This is a genomic window from Spongiibacter marinus (assembly GCF_016906995.1).
Classification (GTDB): Bacteria; Pseudomonadota; Gammaproteobacteria; order Pseudomonadales; family Spongiibacteraceae; genus Spongiibacter; species Spongiibacter marinus.
This window is the reverse complement of record NZ_JAFBBD010000011.1, coordinates 86,467-110,319: the sequence shown is the minus strand read 5'-3', so window position 1 is coordinate 110,319 and position 23,853 is coordinate 86,467. Positions and strand designations below refer to the sequence as shown.

Genomic DNA, 23,853 nt, shown 5'->3' with positions numbered 1-23,853 from the left:
GCCTATCTCCTATTCACTTATCTGTCGTCGATGAAGTATTGCTAGCGACCTCATCATCTTGCTTGCTTTTGAGCAAATGCTCCCAACTGCGAACTAAATCCTGTGCGAGCACGTGGTATACCGGCTGCGGCATTACCAGCTTTGAAACGACCGTTGCCGCTAATGCACTCACCATTAAGGCCGGTAGTATATCGTGATTATTCCCTGTTAACTCTAAAACAATCACGAAGGCGGTGATTGGCCGCTGCACCACACCAGCGAAATAGCTCGCCATGCCGACGAGTATCAATGCTGTCGCCTGCACATTGGGGAAGAGGCTCGTCATCGATGCACCCAACTCCGCCCCCGCCGCCAAGCTGGGCGAAAAGATCCCGCCGGGAATACCACTGAAATAGGTAAGCATCGTCGCCAGAATCCGGCCAAACGCCGTCCACCAACTGCCCTCCGCTTGCTGAGCCAGCAGCGCTTTTGCCTCCACGTAGCCACTACCCATGGTCGCGCCGCCGGATACCAACCCCATCAGCGCCAACACCACGCCAATCACCATTGCCACTCGCATTGGTCGCGCTCGCACCAAAGGCGCCACCGCACGACTTCCTTCGACCAAAAAGAAACTGAACAAACCACCGAGTAATCCGCAGACGACACTGGCAGCAATAATGAAGGGATAGTCTTCAAACGGCATGGCGGCGACATCTGGCACGCCGAAGTAACTGTAGTGACCAGCAAACATGAGCACGACAACACCCGAGAGGATGATTGCCATAATCAACGTCCCCGTTGTGCGCGCCTCCATCGACTGCTGCAGTTCTTCGATGGCAAAAACGATACCGGCCAACGGTGCATTGAACGCAGCAGACACTCCAGCGGCACCCCCGGCCACAATCAGGCTGCTTTCAATTTGTTTTTGCTTCAACTTTGCCCAATGACCAAATTGATACATTAGCGCGGCGCCAACATGTACGCTGGGACCCTCACGCCCCACTGTTGCCCCCAACAGCAACGCGGCACAGGTTAGCAGTACTTTTAATATCGCGACCGGCAGCGATAGGAAGGGGCCTCGAAGCCAGTGATAACTCTGTTTGTGCACCAACAGCACCTGCGGTATCCCACTGCCTCGCGACGCCTTGGCCAAACGGTTCATCAACCACACAATCGCCATCAGGCCGAGTGGCGTTATCACCAGAAACGCATACGGATACTGCGAGTGCGCGTGCTCAAAAAGAGAAAAACTCTCCTCAGAGAGCCAGGCGAACCCCTGTATCACCAACCCCACAGTTAAGGCGCCAAGCCAAAACACTGCACGCATTTTCCAATCTTCCAGCGTACCGAGCTGACGCCGAGTGTGACGACGGTTCAATATCCACCACAAACGCAAGCGACGACGAGCGCGAGCAATGATGCTGTATTCCATGCCAATAAAGCCTGCGGGTAATTGCGAGAAGTGAGATAGCAGCCTAGCCAGACTGCCCAATAAGCGCGCAACTATTGTATGCTAAAGCCACCTACCGCCCAACTGCTGAGTAACATAAGCGAGCCCCACCCCATGCTCTGGTTTAAAGCCCTGCATATTATTGCCGTTGTTTGCTGGTTTGCCGGCATATTTTACCTCCCCCGCCTGTTTGTTTATCACGCCATGGCTGAAGACGCCGCCACCCAGCGTCATCTCTCTACCATGGAGCAAAAGCTCTACCGCTTCGTTAGCCCGTTTGCGATATTGACCGTCATCTTTGGCATCGCCATGATGGCGTACAACCCCAATTACTACCTGCACGCTGGCTGGCTGTGGCTTAAGCTGGCCTTTGTCGCCTTTTTAATCGTGTACCACCTATACTGCGGCAAACTCGTAAAACGCTTTGCGAATAACGAGAACCAACGTGGCCATGTGTTTTACCGCTGGTTCAACGAAGCGCCCGTTATTGCGCTGTTCGCTATTGTATTTCTTGTTGTACTCAAACCCTTTTAAAACCCGTATACCCAGTGAAGCCGACGACAAGATGTCGCGCTTCCCTAGGAAAAATCGCCCCAAGTCGGGATAATACCCGGCGCTTATCTGCCCAATATTGAGGTTCTCGCATCCACCATGAGTCGTTCAGAGCAGCTATTCCAGCAAGCCCGCCAACACATCCCCGGCGGTGTAAACAGCCCCGTCAGAGCCTTCAAAGCCGTTGGCGGCACCCCGCGTTTTATTGAACGCGCAGAAGGGGCCTATGTCTTTGATGTCGATGGCAAACGCTATATTGACTACGTTCTCTCGTGGGGGCCTATGCTGCTCGGTCACGCCAACCCCTCAGTGATTACTGCGGTAACAGAACAAATTCAAAAGGGCCTCAGCTTCGGCGCACCCACCGAAATAGAAACACGACTGGCAGATCGTCTTTGCGATATCGTTCCCGGCATGGACATGGTGCGCATGGTGAACTCTGGCACCGAGGCGACGATGAGCGCGATACGCCTGGCGCGAGGTGCCACGGGGCGAGATAAAATTATCAAATTCGAAGGCTGCTACCACGGTCACTCCGACTCCCTGCTAATCAAAGCCGGCTCTGGAGCACTGACCTTTGGCGTACCCAGCTCACCAGGGGTACCGGCCGCACTCGCCGAGCATACCGTCACCCTCAGTTACAACGATATTGAGGGCGTACAAAAGGCGTTTGCTGAGTTTGGCGACCAAGTTGCCTGTGTGATCGTTGAGCCCGTCGCTGGCAACATGAACTGCGTTCCCCCGCTGCCCGGGTTCTTGGAGTGCCTGCGCGAGTGTTGCGACGCTCACCAAAGCCTGCTGATTATCGATGAAGTAATGACCGGCTTCCGTCTTGGCCTGCAAGGCGCTCAAGGCTATTACGGCGTAACAGCAGACATCACCTGCCTGGGCAAAGTGATCGGCGGCGGCATGCCGGTGGCTGCCTTCGGGGGTCGACGCGACATTATGGAACAGCTGGCACCCAGCGGCCCCGTCTATCAAGCGGGAACCCTGTCCGGCAACCCCGCGGCCATGGCCGCCGGTCTGGCGATGATTGACGCCATTTCTCAGCCGGACTTCTACAACATACCCTTCGCTCGCACTGACATGCTTATTAATGGCTTACATGCACGCGCTGAAGCGGCTGGCATTCCCCTGAGCAGCAACCATGTTGGCACCATGTTCGGTGTGTTCTTCACCGAAGAGAAACGCATCAGCAACTACCAGCAGGTCATGGCCTGTGACACCGACCGCTTTAACCGCTTCTTCCACGGCATGCTGGAGGGCGGCGTATACCTCGCCCCAGCGTCCTATGAAGCAGGCTTTATGTCGGCGGCCCACACTGAGGCCGATATTCAGGAAACGCTGGATGTTGCTGAGCGCGTGTTCGCCAACCTTCGCTGATCCCACATTACAAGGATGCAAATCATGACGACCTCCCTGCAACGCGGTGCTTTTCCTGCCACGCGGATGCGTCGCTTACGCGCAGCTGATTTCAGTCGCCGCCTGGCGCGCGAAAGCTCACTCACGCCGGACGACCTGATATACCCGATGTTCGTCCACGAGGGTGAGAATCGGCGCGAGGCCGTGGCGTCCATGCCCGGTGTCGAGCGGTTGAGCATCGACCTGCTCGCCAAAGAAGCGAAAGTCTTGGTCGAGCTCGGCATACCGGCGATTGCCCTGTTCCCTGTTGTCGGCGACGGCGGCAAATCTCTTCACGCCGAAGAGGCTTACAACCCCGACGGTTTGGCGCAGCGAGCGATCAAAGCCGTCAAAGATGCCGCGCCCGAACTGGGCGTGATTACCGATGTCGCCCTCGACCCTTACACCACGCACGGCCAAGACGGCATCATTGATAAGCACGGCTATGTACTCAACGACATCACCACCGAAGTACTGTGTAAGCAGGCTCTCGCACAAGCGGATGCTGGCGCCGACGTCGTGGCCCCCTCTGACATGATGGACGGCCGTATCGGCGCCATCCGCCAGAATCTCGAAGCCGCGGGGCACATCAATACCTGCATACTCAGCTACGCCGCCAAATATGCATCGAGTTACTACGGCCCGTTCCGCGACGCCGTCGGCTCAGCGGGCAACCTGGGTAGCGGCAACAAGTACAGCTATCAAATGGACCCCGCCAACAGCAACGAAGCACTTCATGAATGCGCTCTCGACCTTGCCGAGGGTGCCGACATGATCATGGTGAAGCCCGGCATGCCCTACCTGGACATTGTTCGCCGAGTGAAAGATGAGCTGCGTGTCCCCACCTACGCCTACCAAGTGAGTGGGGAATACGCCATGCACTGCGCAGCATTCGACAATGGCTGGCTGAATCGCGAAGCAGTCATTTTGGAATCGCTACTGTCATTCAAGCGCGCTGGCGCCGACGGTGTTTTGAGCTACTTTGCCAAAGAAGCGGCAATATTACTGAACCGCTAGTCTTTACCCTGTAACAGGGAGGACTTATGGTTCTAAAACAATAGTTACGCACAACAAGAAATAACGACCACAACAGGGGAAGAGCATGATCAACAAAAAATTGATGACCGCAGCAATGCTAGCGACATTCGCGGCCGGCACACAGGCCGACATTCTCGGTGCCACAGCAGGTGCCTATCAGTGGAAGCAAAGCTGGGAAGGTGACGTTCAATCAGGCCCAGACGCCATCGACATGAACGACGACCTGGGCTACGACGACGAGACGGGCACCAGTATTTACGTCGCCCTGGAACACCCCATTCCGGTACTCCCTAATATCCGCCTGCAGCGCACCGACCTGGATATTTCTGAGCGCAACAACCTGTCTCGTACTTTCACGTTCGAAGGAGACGTCTACACCGCGGCTGATACCGTCGATTCAACGACCGACCTCACGCATACCGATGCCACGTTCTACTACGAAGTGTTGGACAACTGGGTAAACCTGGATGTCGGCCTGACGGTTCGTATGTTCGACGGTGAGGTTCGCCTGGCCACCACCGGCCGCGAAGGTTCGATCGAGCTGGATGCGCCGGTACCGATGCTCTACGGTAACGCACGTTTCAACCTGCCCTTAACCGGTTTGTATGCACAGGCAGTGGGCAATGTGATTAGCTTTGGCGACAACAGCGTGACCGACATGGCAGTAGGACTGGGCTACGAAGTGGCTATCGTGTCTCTGGAAGTCGGCTACCGCAACTTTGACGTCTCGCTGGAAGATGACGACGAAGAAGCCAGTGTGACTGTCGATGGCATTTACTTTGGCGTTAACATCGACATCTAAGCCCCGCGGTAAATAGAGGCTTCACAAACGCGCAGTACGGGGAACCGCTGCGCGTTTTTATTTGTCTGATGATCACATAGCCCCGCGATAACCCGAGTACGACAACATGCTCCGATTATTCGGCCCACTGCTACTCTCATTGCTAAGCCCATCAGTCCTCGCCTGCGACTGCCTGTGGCAGGGCCCCTTCAAAGCCGTATACGACAACGCAGACCTGCTCGCGCATGTGCGTGTTGAGGCCACCAAAGGCAATAGCGCCGACCTCAGGTTATTAGAGACCCTATCCGGAAAAGAGTATCGTGAGAACATTCGCTTGTGGGCAGACACTGGTGAACTCTGCCGCCCGGAAATCGACCAGTTCAGCGAGGGCAGCGAGTGGGTAATTGCGGCGCAGCGCATCGACACCCCGCCCGAAGATAGCTTTAACCCCTTCAAGCCCAACATCAGTTTTGGCCGCCGAGGCGATTACTTTTTGTCCAGCTGCGGCGTATATTGGCTCCCGGTCAAAGGCGGACGCGTCAGCGGTAACATATTAACGGCAACCCGCTGGCAGTACCTCGACCCCAAAAAAACGCCTGTCATCATGCCCTTGTTTTACCAGTGGCTAAACGGCGAAGTCAGCGACGCCACGCTAAACGAAGCCGTTCGTCCGCAGCCAGGCTCTCGCCAACTGCTTAACGATACAAAAATATTCCTATGGCAGCTTGAGCGGGAGCGGCGCGAGACCGAGTAACTCGTCCAGCATCGCCAGGGACATTCCCCATATCCGCCGACCACCATAAAAGTAGCAGGGTAAATTCAACGCCAGCTTTCCCCTGCGCCACTCCATTCGCTCGCGGTTACTGTGGTCCATTAAGAATGCCAGTGGCACCCATACCGCTTCGGCCACTTCGTGATTGGGGGTAATGCCCACCGGCGTATGCAAGCGGTAAACGTAGGGCGAAACCACCATTGGCCGGCGCCCGGAATGAGGCCTGCTGACCAAGTCCGATAGTCGGCCAATGCAATGACCGGCCTTTTCCAAATCGACACCCAGCTCTTCCAAGGTTTCGCGCTCTGCAGTGCGAATGCCCGTTATGTCATCTGGATCCATGCGCCCACCGGGAAAACCCATGTGACCGGACCAGGGGTCGCCCTCCCTTTCGGCCCGCTTTATCATCAAAACCTCTAACTCATCAGCATGCTCGCGAAGCACAAGCGCCACCGCCGAGCGCTTAACCCAACGACGCCACCAGCGGCGGCGCGGGCGCGATGCGCTAAGTGCCGACATGAGATGTTTCAGGGTTAATTTGCTGCCTTTCACCGTTTTCAGCCTCGCGTTTCCCAGAACTTAGCCATAAAGGCGTTGCAAGCGATCTACCGCTTTTTCCAGTTGCGCCATACTGGTGGTATAGGCAAACCTAACATGCTTCTCTGCACCGTAACGGCCGAAGTCTGCCCCCGGTGTTATTGCAATGCCGTGCTCCTCGAGTAATTCCAGGCAAAATTGCTGGCTGTCCTTGGCAAACCGGTCAATGCCCGCGTAAAGGTAGAACGCCCCAGCCGGACAATGTGGAATCGAAAAACCGAGGTCGCGCAGCGCTGGGTACAAGAAGTCGCGGCGACGGGCAAACTCGTCTCGACGCGCATCCAGAATCACTCTGCTTTCAGGGGCAAACGCTGCCAAAGCGCCGTACTGCCCCATCGTCGACATGGAAATAAATAAATTCTGCGCGAGCTTCTCTAAATGAGGCACCGCCCACTCCGGCGCCACCAGCCAGCCCAGCCGCCAGCCGGTCATACCAAAGTATTTTGAGAAACTGTTGATCACAAAGGCCTCGTCGGTAATCGACAGGACACTCGGTGCCGCCTCGCCAAAACTCAGGCCATGATAAATTTCATCAACAACGAGGTGGCCGTTGCGCTGTTTGCAGAGCGTGTGCAGATCGCGCAATTGGCTGGCGCTCAGTATCTCGCCACTCGGGTTGGCGGGCGAGGCCACCATCACCCCGCAGGTATTGGGGCGCCAGTGCTGCTCGGCAAGTTGCGCATCGAGCTGATAACGCTGCTCGGGACCAACCGGCACCAATTGACCCTCACCCTCGACCAAGCGCAGGAAGTGACGATTACAGGGGTAGCCTGGGTCGGTCATCAACATTCCCTCACCAGGGTTGACCAGCAGGCCCGCCAGCAACATCAGCGCTCCACTCGCGCCCGGCGTGATCATGATGCGCTGCGGATCGATGTCCAATCCGTAGTCACTGCGGTAATAGTCTGACAGCGCCTGGCGCAGCTGAGGAATTCCCGCAGCGGGACTGTACTGAGTCTCGCCCCGCGCCAACGCCTGCTGCGCAGCGACAACGATGGGCTCTGCCGTTGTGAAGTCAGGCTCACCGGCCGCCATGTGAACAATATCCTCACCGGCCTGCTGCAGGGCCTTGGCGCGAGTGAGAACCTCTACAACACGAAACGGTTCAATATCAGCGAGACGATCCGCGAAACGCATTACCACAACGACCTCCAGTCCGTTTTTCAGCCCCCTAGTGTAACAGCGCCCCTCACCCACCGGCAGCGCTACATCGCTTTCTGCGCGTTTTTCTGTAGCACCAACTACACTTATCTGGTAGTTTTGCCGGTTTGGCGGCACAGCGTCGCGCGCACATCCGCGGTCTGCGGTTAACGGCTTGTTAATAAAGAGGGCCAAGCATGCCTGCAAAGGACACAGCACAAGAAAGCCTTAAGTCATTTGTTCCCTACGTTCCCAAAAAGGGCGAGGAATACATGAACGAGGCGCAAAAAGATCATTTCCGTAAAATCCTGTTCAGCTGGAAGGCCGAACTGATGGAGGAAGTTGATCGCACGGTAACTCACATGAAAGACGAGGCGGCGAACTTCCCCGATCCCGCCGACCGCGCCACCCAAGAAGAAGAGTTCAGCCTGGAACTTCGCACCCGTGATCGCGAGCGCAAGCTGATCAAAAAGATCGACGCCACGCTCGACCTTATTGATGAAGACGACTACGGCTTCTGTGACACCTGCGGTATTGAAATCGGCATTAAACGCCTAGAGGCACGCCCAACGGCGACACTGTGCATTGATTGCAAAACCCTGGACGAAATTAAAGAGCGCCAGGAGCGCGGTTAAACGACAGGGCGGCCACCGCCGCCCCATAAGTCTCTGTGTATGGCCCACTCCCACGCTGGCTATGTCGGCCGCTTTGCACCCTCGCCCACCGGCCCCCTGCATTTCGGTTCACTGTGTAGTGCGCTGGCTAGCTATTTAGATGCCCGCGCTCACAACGGCCACTGGCTGCTACGTATAGAGAACCTAGACCCTCCTCGCGAACAAGTCGGCGCCGACCACGCCATTATCGAGTCGTTAAAAGCCCATCGGTTGCTCTGGGATGGCGAAGTACTCTGGCAAAGCGATCGCCTGAGAGCCTACCAAGATGCACTGGACCAACTCCTGACAGCCGAACACGCCTTCCTTTGCAGTTGCTCGCGCGCGCAGCTGGCAAGTCGTAATGGCATTCATCTCGGTAGCTGCATTGCCCCCCTGGACCGCAACGACGCGGCCGTCAGGCTGCGCACAAACCACCAAACCTATACCATTGAGGACCGACTGCTAGGCCCACAGCAACACCGCGTCGAGGACGGCGGCGATGTCGTGCTAAAGCGCCGGGATGGTCTGTTCGCCTACCAACTTGCCGTCGTCGTCGACGATGCCTACAGCGGCATTACCGATGTCGTTCGCGGCAGCGACCTGCTCAGCTCCACGGCCTGGCAATGGTTGCTGCAAGAGCGCTTGAACTACGCGCACCCAAGGTACCTCCACCTCCCCCTGCTCACCGACGACAAAGGGGACAAACTCAGCAAACGCAGCCACGCCCCGGCGCTAGACAACAGCTGCGCTGAGGACAATATTCGCGCTGCGTTGCGCTACTTGGGTCAGCCATCGCCACCACCACTAGGGAGCCTTGATGCAGTGCTAACGTGGGCGGCTCAGCATTGGTCTGCCAGTGCGATTCCCCACAGCGATATCGTCGTGCGCTAACACAGGCTTTGCAGTTTGCCGATGCGGCAGTAATAATTCGCACCATTACCTCTGCACACGGCTCACTCATGCGCTTACAAGCCCCACTACTATTGCTGCTCTGTTTCATGGTGGTGTTCACCCCCACGCTGAACCACTGGATATACAGCGGCGGGCAGGCCTGGTACCGACTGCATTTACTGTGGCTGGCCGTTATTGTTTTTGTTTTCCTGGCCAACTATCGGCGCAAGCGCGATGTTTGAAGCCAATGTTCTGCTGCTCTGCGCGCTCGCCTATCTGCTCACCTTGTTTGCCATCGCTTATGCCAGTGAGCATCGCTGGCTGCCGAGCAAGTTAATTGATCACCCGGCGGTCTATGTTTTGTCGCTCGGTGTCTACGCCAGCGCTTTCGCTTTTTACGGCGTAACGGGCATGGCCAAGGCCTATGGCCTGGGTTACCTTAATTATTACCTTGGCATTTCAGCTGCACTGTTTTTGTTACCGATCGTTATTACCCCGCTGTATCACATCTGCAAAAACTACCAGCTGCATTCACTGGCCGACTTGTTGAGCTTCCGCTATCGCAGCCAGTGGGTAGGCTCTTTAACGACTGTTTTCTGCAGCATCGCCATGTGGCCGCTGCTGGCGATGCAAATTCAAACAGTCTCCGATGCCACGCTACTACTTACGCCCTCAGCATCTGAGACTGACAGCAGCACGTTCAGGCACCTGTCTGCATTTATGTTCTGCCTGATCATTAGCCTGTTTACCATCCTCTTTGGCTCTCGCAATTTATCCTCGCGCGATAGCCACCAGGGGTTAGTCGTCGCACTGGCATTCGAGTCGCTGGTTAAACTTGTCGCTTTTATTTGCCTGGGCGCCGCGGCGATATTTGGCATATTCGGCGGTTTCAGCGACATGCAGAATTGGTTGCAAACTCAGCCTGAGTTAATTGAAAAATTACGAGATGCCAGCCAGCGAGAAAATGCCCGCATGATGCTGGTGCTGTTCTTCTCGGCATCGCTGTGCATGCCACATGTCTTCCACATGCTCTTCGCGGAAAACCCCAGTGGCAAAAAACTCTACGGCGCAGGCTGGGGCCTCCCCCTTTATTTATTGCTTATCAGCCTGCCCGTACTGCCACTTTTGTGGGCAAGCACGGCAATTGGCGGCGGGGAAAGTAGCGGCGACTATGCCGCGCTGCACGTGCTGAGCGCGCTTGATAGCCCTTTACTCACATTGCTCGTATTCATTGGCGGGATCTCCGCGGCCAGCGGCGCAATTATTGTCGCCACCCTGGCAACCGCCTCCATGAACCTCAACCACATTGTCCTGCCGCTACACAGCCCCCAGCGCCGCCCAGGCGATATTTATCGCCAATTGCTCTGGTCGCGACAGCTGCTGATATTCACCACCATCATGCTGGGCTACTTGCTATACGTCCTTATCCCTGAGCGGCAAGTGCTCAGCTCACTGGCCGTCATTTCCATCGCCGGTTGCGCGCAGTTTCTACCCGGTTTGCTGGCGGTCATGTACTGGCCCTCTGCAAACAGAAACGGCTTTATCGCCGGACTGCTTACCGGCTTTTCTGTCTGGCTACTCGGCCTGCTGATACCAGCATTTGGCCTGGAAACACCTGCGCTAATCCTTGCCCTGCCAGGCATCGACCCCAGCCGAGGCCCGCAGTGGATGGAGATCGCCACACTCTCACTCGGGCTAAATGCCTTTGTAATGATCCTCGTCTCACTATTAAGTGAAACCTCCAAAGAAGAACAAAGCGCCGCAGAAGCCTGCGCCATTGACGACTTAAACCGCCCTGGCCGCCAGGCACTTACGCTCAAAAGCGCTCACGAGATGCGCCACCGCCTTGCCGAGTCGCTCGGCAGCGCCGTCGCAAAGGAAGAGCTGGATCGGGCTCTGGAGGAACTCCAACTCGACGACAATGAGACCCGCCCTTACGCCCTGCGACGTATTCGCGACCGCATAGAGGTCAACCTCTCTGCGTTACTCGGCCCGACGATCGCCCGCAGGGTCATCGACCGCAGCCTGCCTTATGCCAGCAATTTGATGGGCGAGGGCGAAGACATCAATTACATCGAAGATCGCTTAGAGCATTATCAGGCCCACCTCACGGGGCTGGCCGCCGACCTCGACGCCCTGCGGCGGTACCACCGCCAAACCCTCGAAGATTTACCCACAGGCGTCTGCGCCTTGGCCGCCGATCAGGAAATCCTGCTGTGGAATAAAAGCATGGCGACCATCACCGGCGTGGCCAGCGGCGATATCACCGGGTCCAGCCTCAGCGGGCTCCCCGCCGAGTGGCAAACCTTGCTGCGAGATTTCAGCGCGAGCAAAGACCAACACTGGAGCAAGGCAGGCATTGTTGTCGACGGCGCGCCCCGCTGGCTAAATCTCCACAAAACGGATTCCGAGCTGCCCGGGCGCGACGAGCTGATTATCGTCGTTGAAGACATCACTGACACCCAGCTGCTGGAAAAAGAACTCGGACACCAGGAGCGACTAGCCTCTATCGGCCGACTGGCCGCTGGCGTTGCTCATGAAATCGGCAACCCGGTCACCGGTATCGCCAGCCTGGCCCAGAACCTGCGCTATGAAACCGACGACCCCCTACTACTGGAAAGCGCCGAACAAATCGTCAAGCAGACCCAGCGCATTAGCAGCATTGTGCAAAGCCTGGTCAACTTCGCGCACAATGGCCGCGAACACCCAACGCGAGCGAAAGAGGCGGTTGCGATACGCAGCTGCATCGCCGAGGCCATTCAGCTACTCGAGCTCGATCGCGCCGCCGAGCAGGTCCGCTTCGTGAATCAATGCCCCACTGACCTCGACGTCGCCGGCGACCAGCAACGGCTAATGCAGGTATTTATTAATTTGCTCACCAACGCCCGGGATGCCAGCCCCGGCGGCGGCCAGGTGACTATCGATGCCAATGCAGACGACCACCGTCCCTGGGCACATATTCGAATCAGCGACCAGGGCGGCGGCATCGATGCAGATTTGATCGAGCAGATATTCGAGCCATTCTTTACCACAAAAGAACCTGGCAAAGGCACCGGACTAGGCCTTGCTCTGGTCTATCGAATCATCGATGACCTCGGCGGCGAAATCAGCGTAGAAAGCCCCTATAACGACGGCGCTGAGCGCGGCACCCGCTTCCATATCCGGCTGCCTCTGGCCTGTCACCTCAGCGGCGACTGCGCTCCCCCAACACCCTCTGAAAAGTAGAAATATAGAGCCGGACGCGTTATGTTGTTCGGCTGAACTCAGGCAAGCAAATGTAGCGATGGAGTCCTCAATATGCCTCGTATTTTGATCGTTGAAGACGAAGATGTCATTCGCCTTGCGCTGCGGCGCCTGCTCGAACGCAACGACTATCAGGTAGACGAGGCCGGTTCGGTTCAAGAGGCCCTGGAGCGCTTCGACCTCAATAGTTACCAGCTACTGATCAGCGACCTGCGGCTGCCCGGCGCACCGGGCACGGAGCTGATTAGCAAAACCGAGCGCCCGGTTCTTATCATGACCAGCTACGCCAGCTTGAAGTCCGCGGTCGACTCGATGAAACAGGGGGCAATTGACTATATTGCCAAACCCTTTGACCACGATGAAATGCTGGAAACCGTCGCGCGCATCATTGCCGATAACGCCAGCAATCCGCCGCCGATGCCTGGCCAGCAAAAAGCCCTGCAGGCAGACACCAGCGGCATGATCGGTAGCTGCAAACCCATGCAGCGATTATATGAATACATCAACCGCGTAGCCCCCACCGACACAACCGTACTGGTACATGGTGAAACCGGTACCGGTAAAGAGCTGGTGGCCAGAGCCATTCACAGCCAGAGCACCCGCGCAAGCAAACCCATCGTTTGCGTGAACTGCGCGGCAATACCTGAGACTTTAATTGAGTCAGAACTTTTCGGATACGAGAAAGGTGCCTTTACCGGGGCGAACGCCAATCGCATCGGCCTTATCGAAGCCGCGGATGGCGGCACGCTCTTCCTCGACGAAATTGGCGAGCTGCCACTGGAAGCGCAAGCGCGCCTGCTGCGCTTCATTCAGGAAGACGAAATCCGCCGCATCGGTTCAGTGGAGTCAAACAAAGTCGATGTACGGCTGATTTGTGCCACGCACCGCGACCTCAAAGACATGGCCCACAATGGCCGCTTCCGCGAGGATTTATATTACCGCATCAATGTGATGAAGCTGGAACTCCCCCCTCTTCGCGAGCGCGGCAAGGATATCCTGGAAATCGCGGAAACACTGCTTAGCCGGCGCTGCGAGGCACTGGGGCGGGGGCCACTCAAATTCAGTCCCAAAGCCATCCAAGCAATTACCACCTACGTTTGGCCCGGCAATATTCGCGAGCTGGAAAACGCTGTGGAGCGCGCGGTGATTCTCTGCGAAGGCGATGAGATCGACAACGAGCTATTGGATATCGATCTGGAGCTGGTAGACATCAGCCAAATTCGCGGCCGCAAACCCGACCGCAATCGCAGCAGCAATAATCTGGGAAGCGATCGCAAAGACAGCCGCCCCAGCAGAGTGCGAAGCTCGGATCCCGCGGAAGACCTGTCACTCGAAGACTACTTCCAACGCTTCGTACTGGAACATCAGGACAGCATGAGCGAAACAGAGCTCGCACAGAAACTCGGTGTTAGCCGAAAGTGCCTGTGGGAAAGAAGACAACGCTTGGGCATTCCGCGCAAGAAGAGCTCGCGCTCCAGTAGCAACTGACACCGTTACCCAAACCAGCTGCGCGTAACAAACACCGTTTACTAAGGTAACAACCGGCCATAAAAATCACGTCACCGCCAACACCCAAAAAAACACAACCCATTGATTTATATACAAAATAAAAAGTTGGCACAGGCAGTGCATTTATAAGCAACAAAGAAGAATAACAAATACAATAAAAATAATAAGAACGCGGAAAAATAAAAATAATAGACGTAGTAAAAAGACCTGGGTGGGGAAGACATTGTTTTCCCCTTCTTCATTTCTGGCCCCTCGAAAACCTTTCCCCTTCCAAAAAGCGCCTTCAGTTCTGCTTGTGCTAGAATACTCGCTTTGCCCTTCCAGGCTGACATCGAGAGCAATGAGCGCAAACACCGTTTCAGGACTTTGGAAAAAACTCGCTGGCAAACTAAGCCGTTCCAACAAAGGTTCGCATAGCCCGACTATTATCCCCCGCGACGACCACGGCGTGTCGCGCAGCATGATCAGCGACAGCGCCCTAAAGGTCATTCACCGCCTCAACCAATCGGGCCACGAGGCCTATCTTGTAGGCGGCGGCGTCCGCGACATTCTGCTGGGCGGCGATCCCAAAGACTTTGACGTCGCCACCGACGCCACCCCCGAGCAAGTACGGGGCTTATTCCGCAACAGTCGCATCATTGGCCGGCGCTTTCGCATAGTCCACGTCCGCTTTGGGCGCGAAGTTATCGAGGTGACCACCTTTCGTGGCAGCCACGATGCTCCGACTTCGCAGAGCAGCCCGAAAGGCAAACACTCTGCACGCAATGAAGCCGGCATGCTGCTGCGGGATAATGTCTATGGCAGCATCGATGAAGATGCCATGCGCCGCGACCTCAGCATTAACGCGCTGTACTACTCCAGCCGGGACTTCGCCATCTACGACTTCGTCGGCGGCATCGAAGATTTGGAACGCAGACTGATACGCGTAATCGGCGACCCCGAAACACGCTATCGAGAAGACCCTGTGCGCATGCTGCGCGTTGTGCGCTTTGCCGCCAAGCTAGACTTCGACATTGAAGCTGCAACAGAGGCGCCCTTGCGGGAACTCGCGCCACTGCTTGGCGATATCGCCGCCGCCCGTATGTTTGACGAGGTGCTAAAACTATTCATGGGTGGCCGCGCTCTGCAAACGTATGCCCTGATGCAGCGCTACGGGCTATTCGCCCCACTATTCCCTGCCACTCAGCGCTTGCTTGATGAAGAGTGCCCGGAAACACAAGAACTCATCCATCAGGGCCTGGCAAATACCGACGCGCGCATTGCCGCAGGCAAGCCAGTCACCCCGGCCTTCCTTTACGCGGTACTGTTATGGCCAGTCGTGAAGAAGCTGCATAAAGAGGTGCTGGAGGATGGCGTCCCGCCGATTCCGGCCCTCCATCAAGCCGCCGAGCGCTGCCTCCACAAGCAGCAGCAACGCATTGCTATTCCCAAGCGCTTCTCGCTACCTATGCGCGACATTTGGGAGCTACAGCTGCGCTTTGAGCGCCAGTCCGGCAAACGCGCCTCGCAATTAGTCGAGCATCGCTATTTCCGCGCCGGTTACGATTTCCTGCTATTGCGTGAGCAATCCGGCGAAGTCAGCGAGCAGCTCAGCCAGTGGTGGCAAGCATTCTATGAGGCGCAGCCAACAACTCGCAGCGATATGCAGAAGCACACCAACGACGCCGCCGAGCGGGAGCGCAACCGCCGCCCCAGACGTCGACGCAGAGGTCCGCGCAAGCCATCATGATTCGCTGTTATATCGGCCTGGGCAGCAACCAGGCCTCTCCGCTCGCACAAATTTACGGCGCCCTGAACGCACTGCGGCGGCTGCCGGGCAGCCGCTTAGTGGAGAGTTCACGGTTCTATGGCAGTCGCGCTATCGGCCCTGGCGAACAGCCCGACTACATCAATGCCGTCGCCGCGCTAGACACCGCGCTCTCCCCTGAAGACCTGCTCGCCGCCCTGCAACGCATTGAGCATCAGCATGGTCGCAAACGTGATGTACGCTGGGGCGCGCGCACACTAGACCTGGACATCCTGTTGTACGGCGAACAACACATAGACAATAACACGCTGCAGATCCCGCATCCGCGCATGCCCATGCGCCCCTTCGTACTCGCCCCACTGGCAGACCTGTCTGAGGAACTTGCCCGGCAACACAGCCAGCTCAGTGCCCCGGCCGACCAGTGGGTAGGCAGCGAAGAACTCTGGCTTATAGGCACTGAAGAACTGTCGCAATATGCAGAATAGACCGCTGTTCAAGTCCGACGCACCACCACGCCATATCGCTATAGAAGGCCCGATTGGTGTGGGTAAAAGCACACTGATGCGGCGCCTTGCTGAATCATTAGGCTACGCAACCCTCGAAGAGAAGGCGGACGAGAACCCCTTTCTGGAGCGCTTTTACAGCAATCGCCAGCACGCCGCTCTCGCCACACAGCTGTTTTTTCTGTTTCAGCGCGCCCAGCAGCTCAGCGATCTGCAACAAAGCGACCTCTTTGCTCAGGGCTACGTCGCCGACTTCCTCTTTCAAAAAGATCCGCTATTTGCACAACTCACCTTAGACGCCAACGAACTTGAGCTATACCAAAAGGTTTACCAACAACTTGCCGTCGACCTGCCACCGGCCGATCTTGTGATTTACCTACAAGCGCCGAGCAAGGTACTCAAGGATCGCATCCAGCAGCGCGGCGTTCGCTTTGAGCGCAATATCGACAGCCATTACCTGGAGCAGGTAAACGAGGCGTACAGCGAATATTTTCTTCATTACAGCGCCTCGCCACTCTTGATCGTGAACGCAGAAGATATAGACTTCGCCCACAACGACCGCGATTATCAGCAACTACTCGACTATTTGCTGGAAATTCCCAGCGGCCGCCATTACTTTAACCCCACCTTCTTCTGAGTCTCCGCGAGGCCCACTATGAGCAAAATCAGCATCCCCAGCCTGATGCAGAAAAAACAGCGTGGCGAGAAATTTGCCGTTGTCACCTGCTACGACGCCAGTTTTGCCCGCCTGGTGGAGAAAGCCGAGATTGAAGTCATTCTTGTTGGCGACTCCTTAGGAATGGTCCTGCAAGGCCACGACTCCACCATCCCCGTGACCGTCGATGACATGGCCTACCATACCGCCTGCGTGGCCCGCGGCTGCTCAGCACCACTCATCATCGCCGACCTGCCGTTCGCCAGCTACCACAGCACTCAGCAATGCCTCGACAATGCAACGCAACTGATGCGCGCCGGCGCACAGATGGTCAAATTAGAGGGCGGAGACTGGCTCTGCGACGACATCCGCCTGCTAAGTCGTGCAGGCATTCCGGTTTGCGGACACCTTGGGCTTACGCCTCAGTCGGTGAATGTGCTCGGTGGATACCGCGTACAGGGGCGCGACGATGACCAGGCCCAGCGCATCATCAACGATGCAAAAGCACTAGAAGCTGCCGGCGCCGCAATGCTGGTGCTGGAATGCGTACCCCGCCAACTGGCCAAACAAATCAGCCAAACCCTTGCCATCCCCGTTATCGGCATTGGCGCCGGCGCTGAAACCGACGCGCAAGTACTGGTGCTGCATGACCTGCTTGGCATCACCGAGAAAACCGCCCGTTTTGTCCGCAACTTTGCCCAGGACAGCTCCAGCATCGAACACGCCCTGCAGCGCTATCGCAGCGCAGTGCTTGATGGCAGCTTTCCCGCCGCCGAACACGGTTTTGACTAAGCGGCTGAAATCCCTGAAACTGTTACCCAGCGAAACACTTTTGAGCGGTAACAATGCCATGAATTTTTTGTTACCAAGGCATTGAACGGCCATTGCTCTTGGGGCATACTTGCCCGCCACCGTAGAACTGGTCAGTTTGTGACCAATGTAAGCAGTGTAAACGCACCGCGGTGGAAAGGTCGCCAGCCCGCAGAATCAGCGGACTGACTTCACAGCAAACTGCCTTTACGCAAAGCGCGTAAAGATCGAGATTGGGAAGTTAGGTGGTATGAAAACATACAGCACAACCGCAGCGCTCAGGGCAGCACTTTCCGCCGCTCGCCGCGCAGGTAAAACTGTTGCCTTCGTTCCCACTATGGGTAATCTGCACGAAGGCCACTTATCGCTGGTGAGACGCGCGGCTCGCGAGGCCGATGTCGTTGTCGTGAGTATTTTTGTCAACCCGCTGCAGTTTTCCGCTAGCGAGGATCTAGGCAATTACCCGCGCACCCTGGCGGCTGACAAAGAGAAACTGTTCGCTGAAGGCGTCCAGTTCCTGTTCCAACCTCAGGTGGAAGAAATCTACCCAGAAGGCATGGAGCAGCACACCAAAGTTTCCGTTCCCGCCGTGTCGGAACAGCACTGCGGAGCCAGTCGCCCAGGCCACTTCACCGGTGTGGCGACTATTGTGAACAAACTGTTCAATATGGTTCAGCCAGACACTGCGGTGTTTGGTGAAAAAGACTTTCAGCAGTTGAGCGTGATCCGCAAGATGGTTAAGGATCTCTGCATGCCCATCAACATTATTGGTGTGGCAACTGCCCGAGCTGAAGACGGCCTGGCTCTGAGTTCGCGCAACGGCTACCTAGACGATAGCCAGCGCAATACCGCGCCCCTGCTGCACCGGGTGCTGCAAGAAATGCGCGAAGCCATCGCCTGCGGCTACGACAGCTACAGCGACCTTGAGCTCTACGCCAAACTGGCGCTCAAGGACGGCGGCTTTGAACCCGATTATGTAAATATTTGTGATGCCCGCAGCCTAGAGCAGGTTCGCCCGGACACAGAAGAAGTTGTTATACTAGCCGCCGCTAAGCTCGGCTCGACGCGGCTTATCGACAACGTCACCCTGACCCTGAATCCCAGTGCCGACTGGGGCATGCTGGCGGCTAACTAAGCCCCGGCCGAGACCGAAGAGAAAGGAACAGCGTTATGCAGTCCGTTATGCTGAAAGCCAAACTCCATAAAGCTCGCGTGACCCATGCGGTATTAAACTACGAGGGCTCGTGCGCCATAGATGGCAAACTGCTGGACATGTCTGGCATTCGTGAGTTTGAACAGATTCAAATCTACAACGTCACCAATGGTGAACGCTTCACGACCTACGCCATTCGCGGTGAAGATAACAGTGGCATCATCTCCATTAACGGTGCAGCCGCCCACAAGGCCGGCGTCGGTGACACTATTATTATCTGCGCGTACGCGAGCTATACCGAAGCGGAACTGCTTAACTTCAAGCCGCGCCTGATTTATATGAACGAAGACAATACCGTGAGTCACTCGAGCAACGCCATCCCTGTACAGGTTGCGTAAACTCGCTCACAGACTTCCTTAAAGGCCCCTTATGGGGCCTTTTTTATTGCCAATTTATAGACTTGCTCACATTTCGCGAGGCTGAGACATTGCCTTGCCCCCCTACCTCGTTACTATTTGCCAGCACCTGCCGGGGCCCAGCGCCTGCGGCAGCATAACAACAATAACAACGGCAGCACCGCGCGCCATCGCAGTGATCCATTCGCTGTATGCGGCTGCGCCTTGCCTCCAATACAAAAATAAGGAAATCTATGAAGCACTTTCTTAGCAGTCGCTTGCCTGTTCTGCGCCGCTGCGCGGCAGCCTGCGCCATGGTTACTGCCAGCATGTCAGCACAAGCACTGAACTTAGGCGCCCTATTCGGCGGCGGCAGCGAAACACTACCGCTCCCCCAAGCGGTTAGCTTTACCTATACCGCCGGTGAGCAGCTTATTCCCGACAAACTCACCGCGGAGGGGATTGAGTTGACCCCCGCCGTCAACGGGGAGGCCCTTACGCACTACCGGCTGTACTGGGCAGATACGCAAGGCAACAAAATCCTCAGCCTACCGCTGCTCGGCACACCCGCCCTGATTACCGAACTCCCCGCCGAGAGCGGCGAACTCAACTATCGGTTTGACGAAGACACCATTGTGCCCATTCAAGCTTTCTCGGTACTCGCCTGCTCGGTGGGAGCAAATGGGGAATACTGTGGCGGCAGCGCTGAGGACAAGGTCGTCTATCGTTTCAGAGATAGCGATCTGCCTGGCCTACTGACCGAGCTCCCTCTTTTAGTTGGCGATATCGGCGGGCTTGCCACATGCCCTAGTCTGGAGATCGCCGCCAGCTGCGGCAACCAGATGTGCGACGCCCTCGAGACCGCCGACAATTGCCCCGCCGACTGCGGCGATTGGCAACTCGCCTCTTACAACTACCAAACCCTGTGCGACGACATTGAAACACTGCATACCCCCAGTAGCGTTGACGAGGTAAAACAACTGGTGAGTGCAGCTGCCGCGGCTGGGAAACGCGTGAAGGTCACAGGCAAAGCCCATTCCGCGACCGATGTAATGTGCACCGATGGCGTATTAATCAGCACCGCACAGCTCACGATGCACAACCCCAATATGGGCATACAACTGGAGACCTTTGAAGGCGTCGACGTTGTCAACGTGCCCGCGGGCACACTGATGTGGGATCTCTCGGAATGGCTGCATCCTCGCGGCAAGTCCATTGGCTACACCCACCTGGGTTACGCATTTCCCACCGTAGCAGGGCATATTGCAACCAGCTCACACGGCAGCTCTCCCAAGCATCGCACCGTGCTTTCCCACAGCGTGGTCAGCATGGACGTCGTGACCGCGGACGGGCAGTTGCGACACTTCTCTCGCGGCACAACGAATAAAGACGAGTGGAAAGCCCTGACCGCCAACCTCGGTTATCTCGGCGTTGTCACCCGTCTGAGAATCGAGGTGCAAGACACTAAAAACCTTCACGTCAAAGTCACCTACCACGATGACGACTACCTGTTTAACAACGGCCCCGATTCAGCCTGGGAGAACATTAAGCAGTGTGATTTCGGCCAGTACAACTGGTATCCCGGTGTTGGCAAGGTCGTGCGAACCTGCGGCAAAGAAACAACCGCCGCCGCCGAGCCCGGCGCCCAGAATCGCCTATTGAACCCCTCCGTGCCCGCGCAGATTTTCCCCTTCTTCAAACAGGCCATGCACACCGCCGCGTGTAACCCTGGCGGGTATCTCGACGGGGTAATGGAGCGATTCCGCTATCTGCAGTTTGTGAATCAACCGCCCTTTACCAAAGAGCAAGACGGAAAAACGGTATTCAGCGCCGATGTTATTGGCCCCCAACACCGAATGATTACCAGCCCCCTGGTCGACGGCCAAGACGGCTTCTTCCAAATGGACTGGGAAGTCGCGGTTCCTCGCGCCAATGCTGCCGCCGCCATGGAATATATCAACCGCTTCCTGCACGGCCAGAACCGCAAGAACCTTGACGTTCGGCTTCCTCTTGTCGGCGTCTTCACCCGCTACGCAAAAAGTGAGGACCACACTCTCATGGCCTACACAGGCACCGGCGGCCCATTTGAAGACAACAGCCATGTCGTCCACATTGAGATGCCGATCTACGTGCCGGCCGGTTTCAGCGACGCAGAGCTGGAAGCGTATATGGCACCCTTTGTGGAGTATGTCACGGTATTGATTGAAGACTTCGGCGCTCGAGCCCACTGGGCAAAGAATCGTGAATGGGCCTTCGACCTGCAACGTGAACTCGGCGTTTACGACTACGGCAAACGCCTCAGCCGCTTTAATAAAGTGCTGGCAAAATTGGACCCCAATGGGGTTTTCGCCAATGAGTACGCCAAGCGCATCGGGCTTGAATACCCCAACTTCGACTACCCCGAACACTGGTAGCTCGCGCACAGGGCCTTCGGGCCCTTTTGCCCCACCATCCGCCCATTCGAGCGGAAATATCGCTAAAAAATCCCCTTCGACTTTAGTCTATTTGGGCTTCAACGGCGTGTTATCAGCAGGTATGCTCAATGCATCGGTCGCTGCCTAATGGATTCCGGCAGCCACAATAAATGCAATAAACAGGATGCGCCATGACGACTTTTACTCCCCACTCCGTACCCGAAGCCTTTGCCCGTGATGCGCATATTGATCGCGATCGCTACGAAGAAATGTATCGGCAATCCATCGACGACCCAGACACCTTCTGGGCGCAACAAGCCAGTGAAATGCTGAGCTGGGACACGCCTTGGAACAATATCTGTGAGTACGATTTCCCCAAGGGAGAAGCCAGCTGGTTTGACGGTGGCAAGCTGAATGTAAGTTATAACTGCATCGACCGGCACCTGGAAAGCCGCGGCGATCAAACGGCGATTATCTGGGAGGGCGACGACCCCAGCGACAGCGCTCATATCAGCTACCGCGAACTGCACACCGCGGTGTGCAAACTCGCCAACGTGCTGAAAGCACGCGGCGTGACGAAGGGCGATCGAGTATGCATTTACATGCCGATGATTCCCGAGGCGGCTTACGCCATGATGGCCTGCGCCCGCATCGGCGCCGTGCACTCAGTGGTATTCGGCGGGTTCTCCCCCGAGGCACTGAAAGACCGCATTCAGAACGCCGAATGCAAAATGCTGATCACCGCTGATGAGGGTGTTCGCGGCGGCAAGGCAATTCCCTTGAAAGAGAATGCCGACAAAGCACTCGCCGACTGCCCCACCGTCGACAGCTGTATTGTGGTGCGCCGCACCGGCGCCGATGTCAGCTGGCAGGAAGGCCGCGACGTTTGCTACGAAGAAGCCACCCAGGCGGCAAGCGCCGAATGCGCCCCTGAGGCCGTCGAGAGCGAGGCGCCTCTATTTATCCTCTACACCTCCGGCTCAACCGGCAAACCTAAAGGCGTGCTGCACACCAGCGCTGGCTATCTGTTGCAGTCAGCCATGAGCCACAAATACGTCTTTGACTACAAAGACGGCGAGGTCTACTGGTGTACCGCCGACGTCGGCTGGGTAACCGGACATAGCTATATCGTATACGGCCCACTGGCTAATGGCGCGACCACGCTACTCTTTGAGGGCGTACCCACTTACCCCGATGCCTCGCGCTTTTGGCAGGTCATCGACAAGCACAATGTCAGTATTTTCTACACAGCACCCACGGCAATTCGCGCACTCATGGGGGCAGGCGATGAATTTGTGGAGCGCAGCTCGCGCAGTAGTCTGCGACTGCTGGGCACCGTCGGTGAGCCGATCAACCCAGAAGCCTGGGAGTGGTACTACCGCGTTGTTGGCGACAAACGTTGCCCGATCGTAGACACATGGTGGCAAACAGAAACCGGCGCGCATATGCTCACCCCCCTGCCCGGCGCCACCGACATGAAGCCGGGAGCAGCCACCAAGCCCTTCTTTGGCGTTGAGCCCGCCCTGCTGGACACCGAAGGCAACGAAATTGAAGGCCCCGGTGAAGGCCTGCTGGTAATCAAACGCTCCTGGCCTAGCCAAATTCGCAGCGTCTACGGCGACCATCAACGGATGATCGACACCTACTTTAGCGCTTACCCCGGCTACTATTTCACCGGTGACGGCGCGCGCCGCGATGAAGACGGCGACTACTGGATTACCGGCCGCGTCGATGATGTACTGAATATCTCCGGCCACCGCATGGGTACCGCCGAGGTTGAAAGCGCTCTGGTACTGCACGACAAGGTCGCCGAAGCGGCAGTGGTCGGCTACCCCCACGATGTGAAGGGCCAGGGTATCTATGCCTACGTCACGCTAATGCATGACGTAGAAGGCAGCGAGGAACTGGTTAAAGAACTCACCGCGCTCTGCGTGCAGGAAATCGGCCCCATCGCAAAACCGGACCTGGTTCAGTGGGCACCGGGGCTACCCAAGACCCGCTCCGGCAAAATTATGCGGCGCATCCTGCGCAAGGTTGCCGCCAATGAGCTGGAGAACCTCGGCGACACCTCAACACTGGCCGACCCCTCGGTTGTCGACCAGCTGATCGACCAGCGGCTCAACCGCTAACCCCATAAGCTGAAACGAAAACGGAGCCATAAGGCTCC

The 23,853-nt window shown here is 56.7% G+C and carries 21 protein-coding genes; 18 read left to right on the top strand and 3 right to left on the bottom strand.

From position 1 onward, the window contains the following. Positions 1–13 precede the first annotated feature (13 nt). Entirely contained in the window at positions 14–1,414 is a 1,401-nt protein-coding gene (locus HNR64_RS15940) for a chloride channel protein (protein WP_239547919.1), read from the bottom strand. Between the two features lie 132 nt (positions 1,415–1,546). Between HNR64_RS15940 and hemJ the strand changes: the two genes are divergently transcribed. From hemJ to HNR64_RS15915, 5 genes are all read left to right on the top strand, one after another. Next, positions 1,547–1,966 carry a protoporphyrinogen oxidase HemJ gene (gene hemJ, locus HNR64_RS15935; protein ID WP_204997406.1) on the top strand — a complete coding sequence of 140 codons (420 nt, stop codon included), beginning with the start codon at positions 1,547–1,549 and terminating at the stop codon, positions 1,964–1,966. A gap of 117 nt (positions 1,967–2,083) precedes the next feature. Beyond that, a complete protein-coding gene (gene hemL / locus HNR64_RS15930) occupies positions 2,084–3,367 on the top strand; it encodes a glutamate-1-semialdehyde 2,1-aminomutase (protein WP_204997396.1) in 1,284 nt (427 codons plus the stop codon). Between the two features lie 24 nt (positions 3,368–3,391). Continuing rightward, positions 3,392–4,402, top strand: a complete 1,011-nt coding sequence (gene hemB, locus HNR64_RS15925; protein WP_204997395.1) for a porphobilinogen synthase — start codon at positions 3,392–3,394, stop codon at positions 4,400–4,402. 85 nt (positions 4,403–4,487) lie between these two features. Further along, on the top strand, positions 4,488–5,225 hold the full coding sequence (locus HNR64_RS15920; RefSeq protein ID WP_204997394.1) for a TIGR04219 family outer membrane beta-barrel protein: 738 nt from the start codon (positions 4,488–4,490) through the stop codon (positions 5,223–5,225). A gap of 106 nt (positions 5,226–5,331) precedes the next feature. Then, positions 5,332–5,958, top strand: coding sequence for a hypothetical protein (locus tag HNR64_RS15915; protein WP_204997393.1), 627 nt, complete (start codon positions 5,332–5,334; stop codon positions 5,956–5,958). Here HNR64_RS15915 and HNR64_RS15910 read toward each other — a convergent pair. Both HNR64_RS15910 and HNR64_RS15905 read right to left on the bottom strand, forming a co-directional pair. Next, positions 5,920–6,528, bottom strand: coding sequence for an NUDIX hydrolase (locus HNR64_RS15910; protein WP_338061864.1), 609 nt, complete (start codon positions 6,526–6,528; stop codon positions 5,920–5,922). The two genes, HNR64_RS15915 and HNR64_RS15910, sit on opposite strands and share 39 nt — an antisense overlap. A 27-nt stretch (positions 6,529–6,555) precedes the next feature. Further along, positions 6,556–7,710 carry a pyridoxal phosphate-dependent aminotransferase gene (locus HNR64_RS15905; protein WP_239547925.1) on the bottom strand — a complete coding sequence of 385 codons (1,155 nt, stop codon included), beginning with the start codon at positions 7,708–7,710 and terminating at the stop codon, positions 6,556–6,558. A 200-nt stretch (positions 7,711–7,910) separates the two neighbouring features. On the opposite strand from HNR64_RS15905, the gene dksA reads away from it, so the two are divergent. The 13 genes from dksA (at position 7,911) to acs (ending at position 23,815) form a co-directional block, all read left to right on the top strand. Further along, entirely contained in the window at positions 7,911–8,348 is a 438-nt protein-coding gene (gene dksA / locus HNR64_RS15900; protein WP_027873037.1) for an RNA polymerase-binding protein DksA, read from the top strand. A 39-nt stretch (positions 8,349–8,387) separates the two neighbouring features. Then, positions 8,388–9,257: a tRNA glutamyl-Q(34) synthetase GluQRS gene (gluQRS, locus tag HNR64_RS15895; protein WP_204997391.1), complete on the top strand. Its 870-nt coding sequence runs from the start codon at positions 8,388–8,390 to the stop codon at positions 9,255–9,257. Between the two features lie 68 nt (positions 9,258–9,325). Further along, positions 9,326–9,499: a hypothetical protein gene (locus tag HNR64_RS15890; RefSeq protein ID WP_204997390.1), complete on the top strand. Its 174-nt coding sequence runs from the start codon at positions 9,326–9,328 to the stop codon at positions 9,497–9,499. Next, positions 9,492–12,482: a sodium:solute symporter family transporter gene (locus HNR64_RS15885; protein WP_204997389.1), complete on the top strand. Its 2,991-nt coding sequence runs from the start codon at positions 9,492–9,494 to the stop codon at positions 12,480–12,482. Before HNR64_RS15890 ends, HNR64_RS15885 begins: the two co-directional genes overlap by 8 nt. A 72-nt stretch (positions 12,483–12,554) precedes the next feature. Further along, complete coding sequence (locus HNR64_RS15880) at positions 12,555–13,988, top strand: sigma-54-dependent transcriptional regulator (protein ID WP_027873039.1); 1,434 nt, start codon at positions 12,555–12,557, stop codon at positions 13,986–13,988. Positions 13,989–14,349: 361 nt separating this feature from the next. Next, positions 14,350–15,738: a polynucleotide adenylyltransferase PcnB gene (gene pcnB / locus HNR64_RS15875; protein WP_204997388.1), complete on the top strand. Its 1,389-nt coding sequence runs from the start codon at positions 14,350–14,352 to the stop codon at positions 15,736–15,738. Beyond that, the gene (gene folK, locus HNR64_RS15870) at positions 15,735–16,241 is read left to right on the top strand and encodes a 2-amino-4-hydroxy-6-hydroxymethyldihydropteridine diphosphokinase (protein WP_204997387.1); all 507 of its coding nucleotides are present in this window, start codon (positions 15,735–15,737) and stop codon (positions 16,239–16,241) included. The genes pcnB and folK overlap by 4 nt, the downstream gene beginning before the upstream one ends. Beyond that, complete coding sequence (locus HNR64_RS15865) at positions 16,231–16,896, top strand: deoxynucleoside kinase (RefSeq protein WP_204997386.1); 666 nt, start codon at positions 16,231–16,233, stop codon at positions 16,894–16,896. Before folK ends, HNR64_RS15865 begins: the two co-directional genes overlap by 11 nt. A gap of 18 nt (positions 16,897–16,914) precedes the next feature. Further along, positions 16,915–17,706, top strand: coding sequence for a 3-methyl-2-oxobutanoate hydroxymethyltransferase (panB, locus tag HNR64_RS15860; RefSeq protein ID WP_204997385.1), 792 nt, complete (start codon positions 16,915–16,917; stop codon positions 17,704–17,706). A gap of 268 nt (positions 17,707–17,974) precedes the next feature. After that, entirely contained in the window at positions 17,975–18,859 is an 885-nt protein-coding gene (panC, locus tag HNR64_RS15855) for a pantoate--beta-alanine ligase (RefSeq protein WP_027873043.1), read from the top strand. Between the two features lie 35 nt (positions 18,860–18,894). After that, positions 18,895–19,275 carry an aspartate 1-decarboxylase gene (gene panD, locus HNR64_RS15850; protein WP_027873044.1) on the top strand — a complete coding sequence of 127 codons (381 nt, stop codon included), beginning with the start codon at positions 18,895–18,897 and terminating at the stop codon, positions 19,273–19,275. Positions 19,276–19,526: 251 nt separating this feature from the next. Further along, entirely contained in the window at positions 19,527–21,686 is a 2,160-nt protein-coding gene (locus HNR64_RS15845) for an FAD-binding protein (protein WP_204997384.1), read from the top strand. A 191-nt stretch (positions 21,687–21,877) separates the two neighbouring features. Beyond that, positions 21,878–23,815: an acetate--CoA ligase gene (gene acs / locus HNR64_RS15840; RefSeq protein ID WP_204997383.1), complete on the top strand. Its 1,938-nt coding sequence runs from the start codon at positions 21,878–21,880 to the stop codon at positions 23,813–23,815. Positions 23,816–23,853 lie beyond the last annotated feature (38 nt).

Excerpts from the sequence above, each read along its gene's own strand:
- HNR64_RS15940 (WP_239547919.1), bottom strand. The coding sequence starts at position 1,414 with ATGGAATACAGCATCATTGCTCGCGCTCGTCGTCGCTTGCGTTTGTGG.
- hemJ (WP_204997406.1), top strand. The coding sequence starts at position 1,547 with ATGCTCTGGTTTAAAGCCCTGCATATTATTGCCGTTGTTTGCTGGTTT.
- hemL (WP_204997396.1), top strand. The coding sequence starts at position 2,084 with ATGAGTCGTTCAGAGCAGCTATTCCAGCAAGCCCGCCAACACATCCCC.
- hemB (WP_204997395.1), top strand. The coding sequence starts at position 3,392 with ATGACGACCTCCCTGCAACGCGGTGCTTTTCCTGCCACGCGGATGCGT.
- HNR64_RS15920 (WP_204997394.1), top strand. The coding sequence starts at position 4,488 with ATGATCAACAAAAAATTGATGACCGCAGCAATGCTAGCGACATTCGCG.
- HNR64_RS15915 (WP_204997393.1), top strand. The coding sequence starts at position 5,332 with ATGCTCCGATTATTCGGCCCACTGCTACTCTCATTGCTAAGCCCATCA.
- HNR64_RS15905 (WP_239547925.1), bottom strand. The coding sequence starts at position 7,710 with ATGCGTTTCGCGGATCGTCTCGCTGATATTGAACCGTTTCGTGTTGTA.
- dksA (WP_027873037.1), top strand. The coding sequence starts at position 7,911 with ATGCCTGCAAAGGACACAGCACAAGAAAGCCTTAAGTCATTTGTTCCC.
- gluQRS (WP_204997391.1), top strand. The coding sequence starts at position 8,388 with ATGGCCCACTCCCACGCTGGCTATGTCGGCCGCTTTGCACCCTCGCCC.
- HNR64_RS15890 (WP_204997390.1), top strand. The coding sequence starts at position 9,326 with ATGCGCTTACAAGCCCCACTACTATTGCTGCTCTGTTTCATGGTGGTG.
- HNR64_RS15885 (WP_204997389.1), top strand. The coding sequence starts at position 9,492 with ATGTTTGAAGCCAATGTTCTGCTGCTCTGCGCGCTCGCCTATCTGCTC.
- HNR64_RS15880 (WP_027873039.1), top strand. The coding sequence starts at position 12,555 with ATGCCTCGTATTTTGATCGTTGAAGACGAAGATGTCATTCGCCTTGCG.
- pcnB (WP_204997388.1), top strand. The coding sequence starts at position 14,350 with ATGAGCGCAAACACCGTTTCAGGACTTTGGAAAAAACTCGCTGGCAAA.
- folK (WP_204997387.1), top strand. The coding sequence starts at position 15,735 with ATGATTCGCTGTTATATCGGCCTGGGCAGCAACCAGGCCTCTCCGCTC.
- HNR64_RS15865 (WP_204997386.1), top strand. The coding sequence starts at position 16,231 with ATGCAGAATAGACCGCTGTTCAAGTCCGACGCACCACCACGCCATATC.
- panB (WP_204997385.1), top strand. The coding sequence starts at position 16,915 with ATGAGCAAAATCAGCATCCCCAGCCTGATGCAGAAAAAACAGCGTGGC.
- panC (WP_027873043.1), top strand. The coding sequence starts at position 17,975 with ATGAAAACATACAGCACAACCGCAGCGCTCAGGGCAGCACTTTCCGCC.
- panD (WP_027873044.1), top strand. The coding sequence starts at position 18,895 with ATGCAGTCCGTTATGCTGAAAGCCAAACTCCATAAAGCTCGCGTGACC.
- HNR64_RS15845 (WP_204997384.1), top strand. The coding sequence starts at position 19,527 with ATGAAGCACTTTCTTAGCAGTCGCTTGCCTGTTCTGCGCCGCTGCGCG.
- acs (WP_204997383.1), top strand. The coding sequence starts at position 21,878 with ATGACGACTTTTACTCCCCACTCCGTACCCGAAGCCTTTGCCCGTGAT.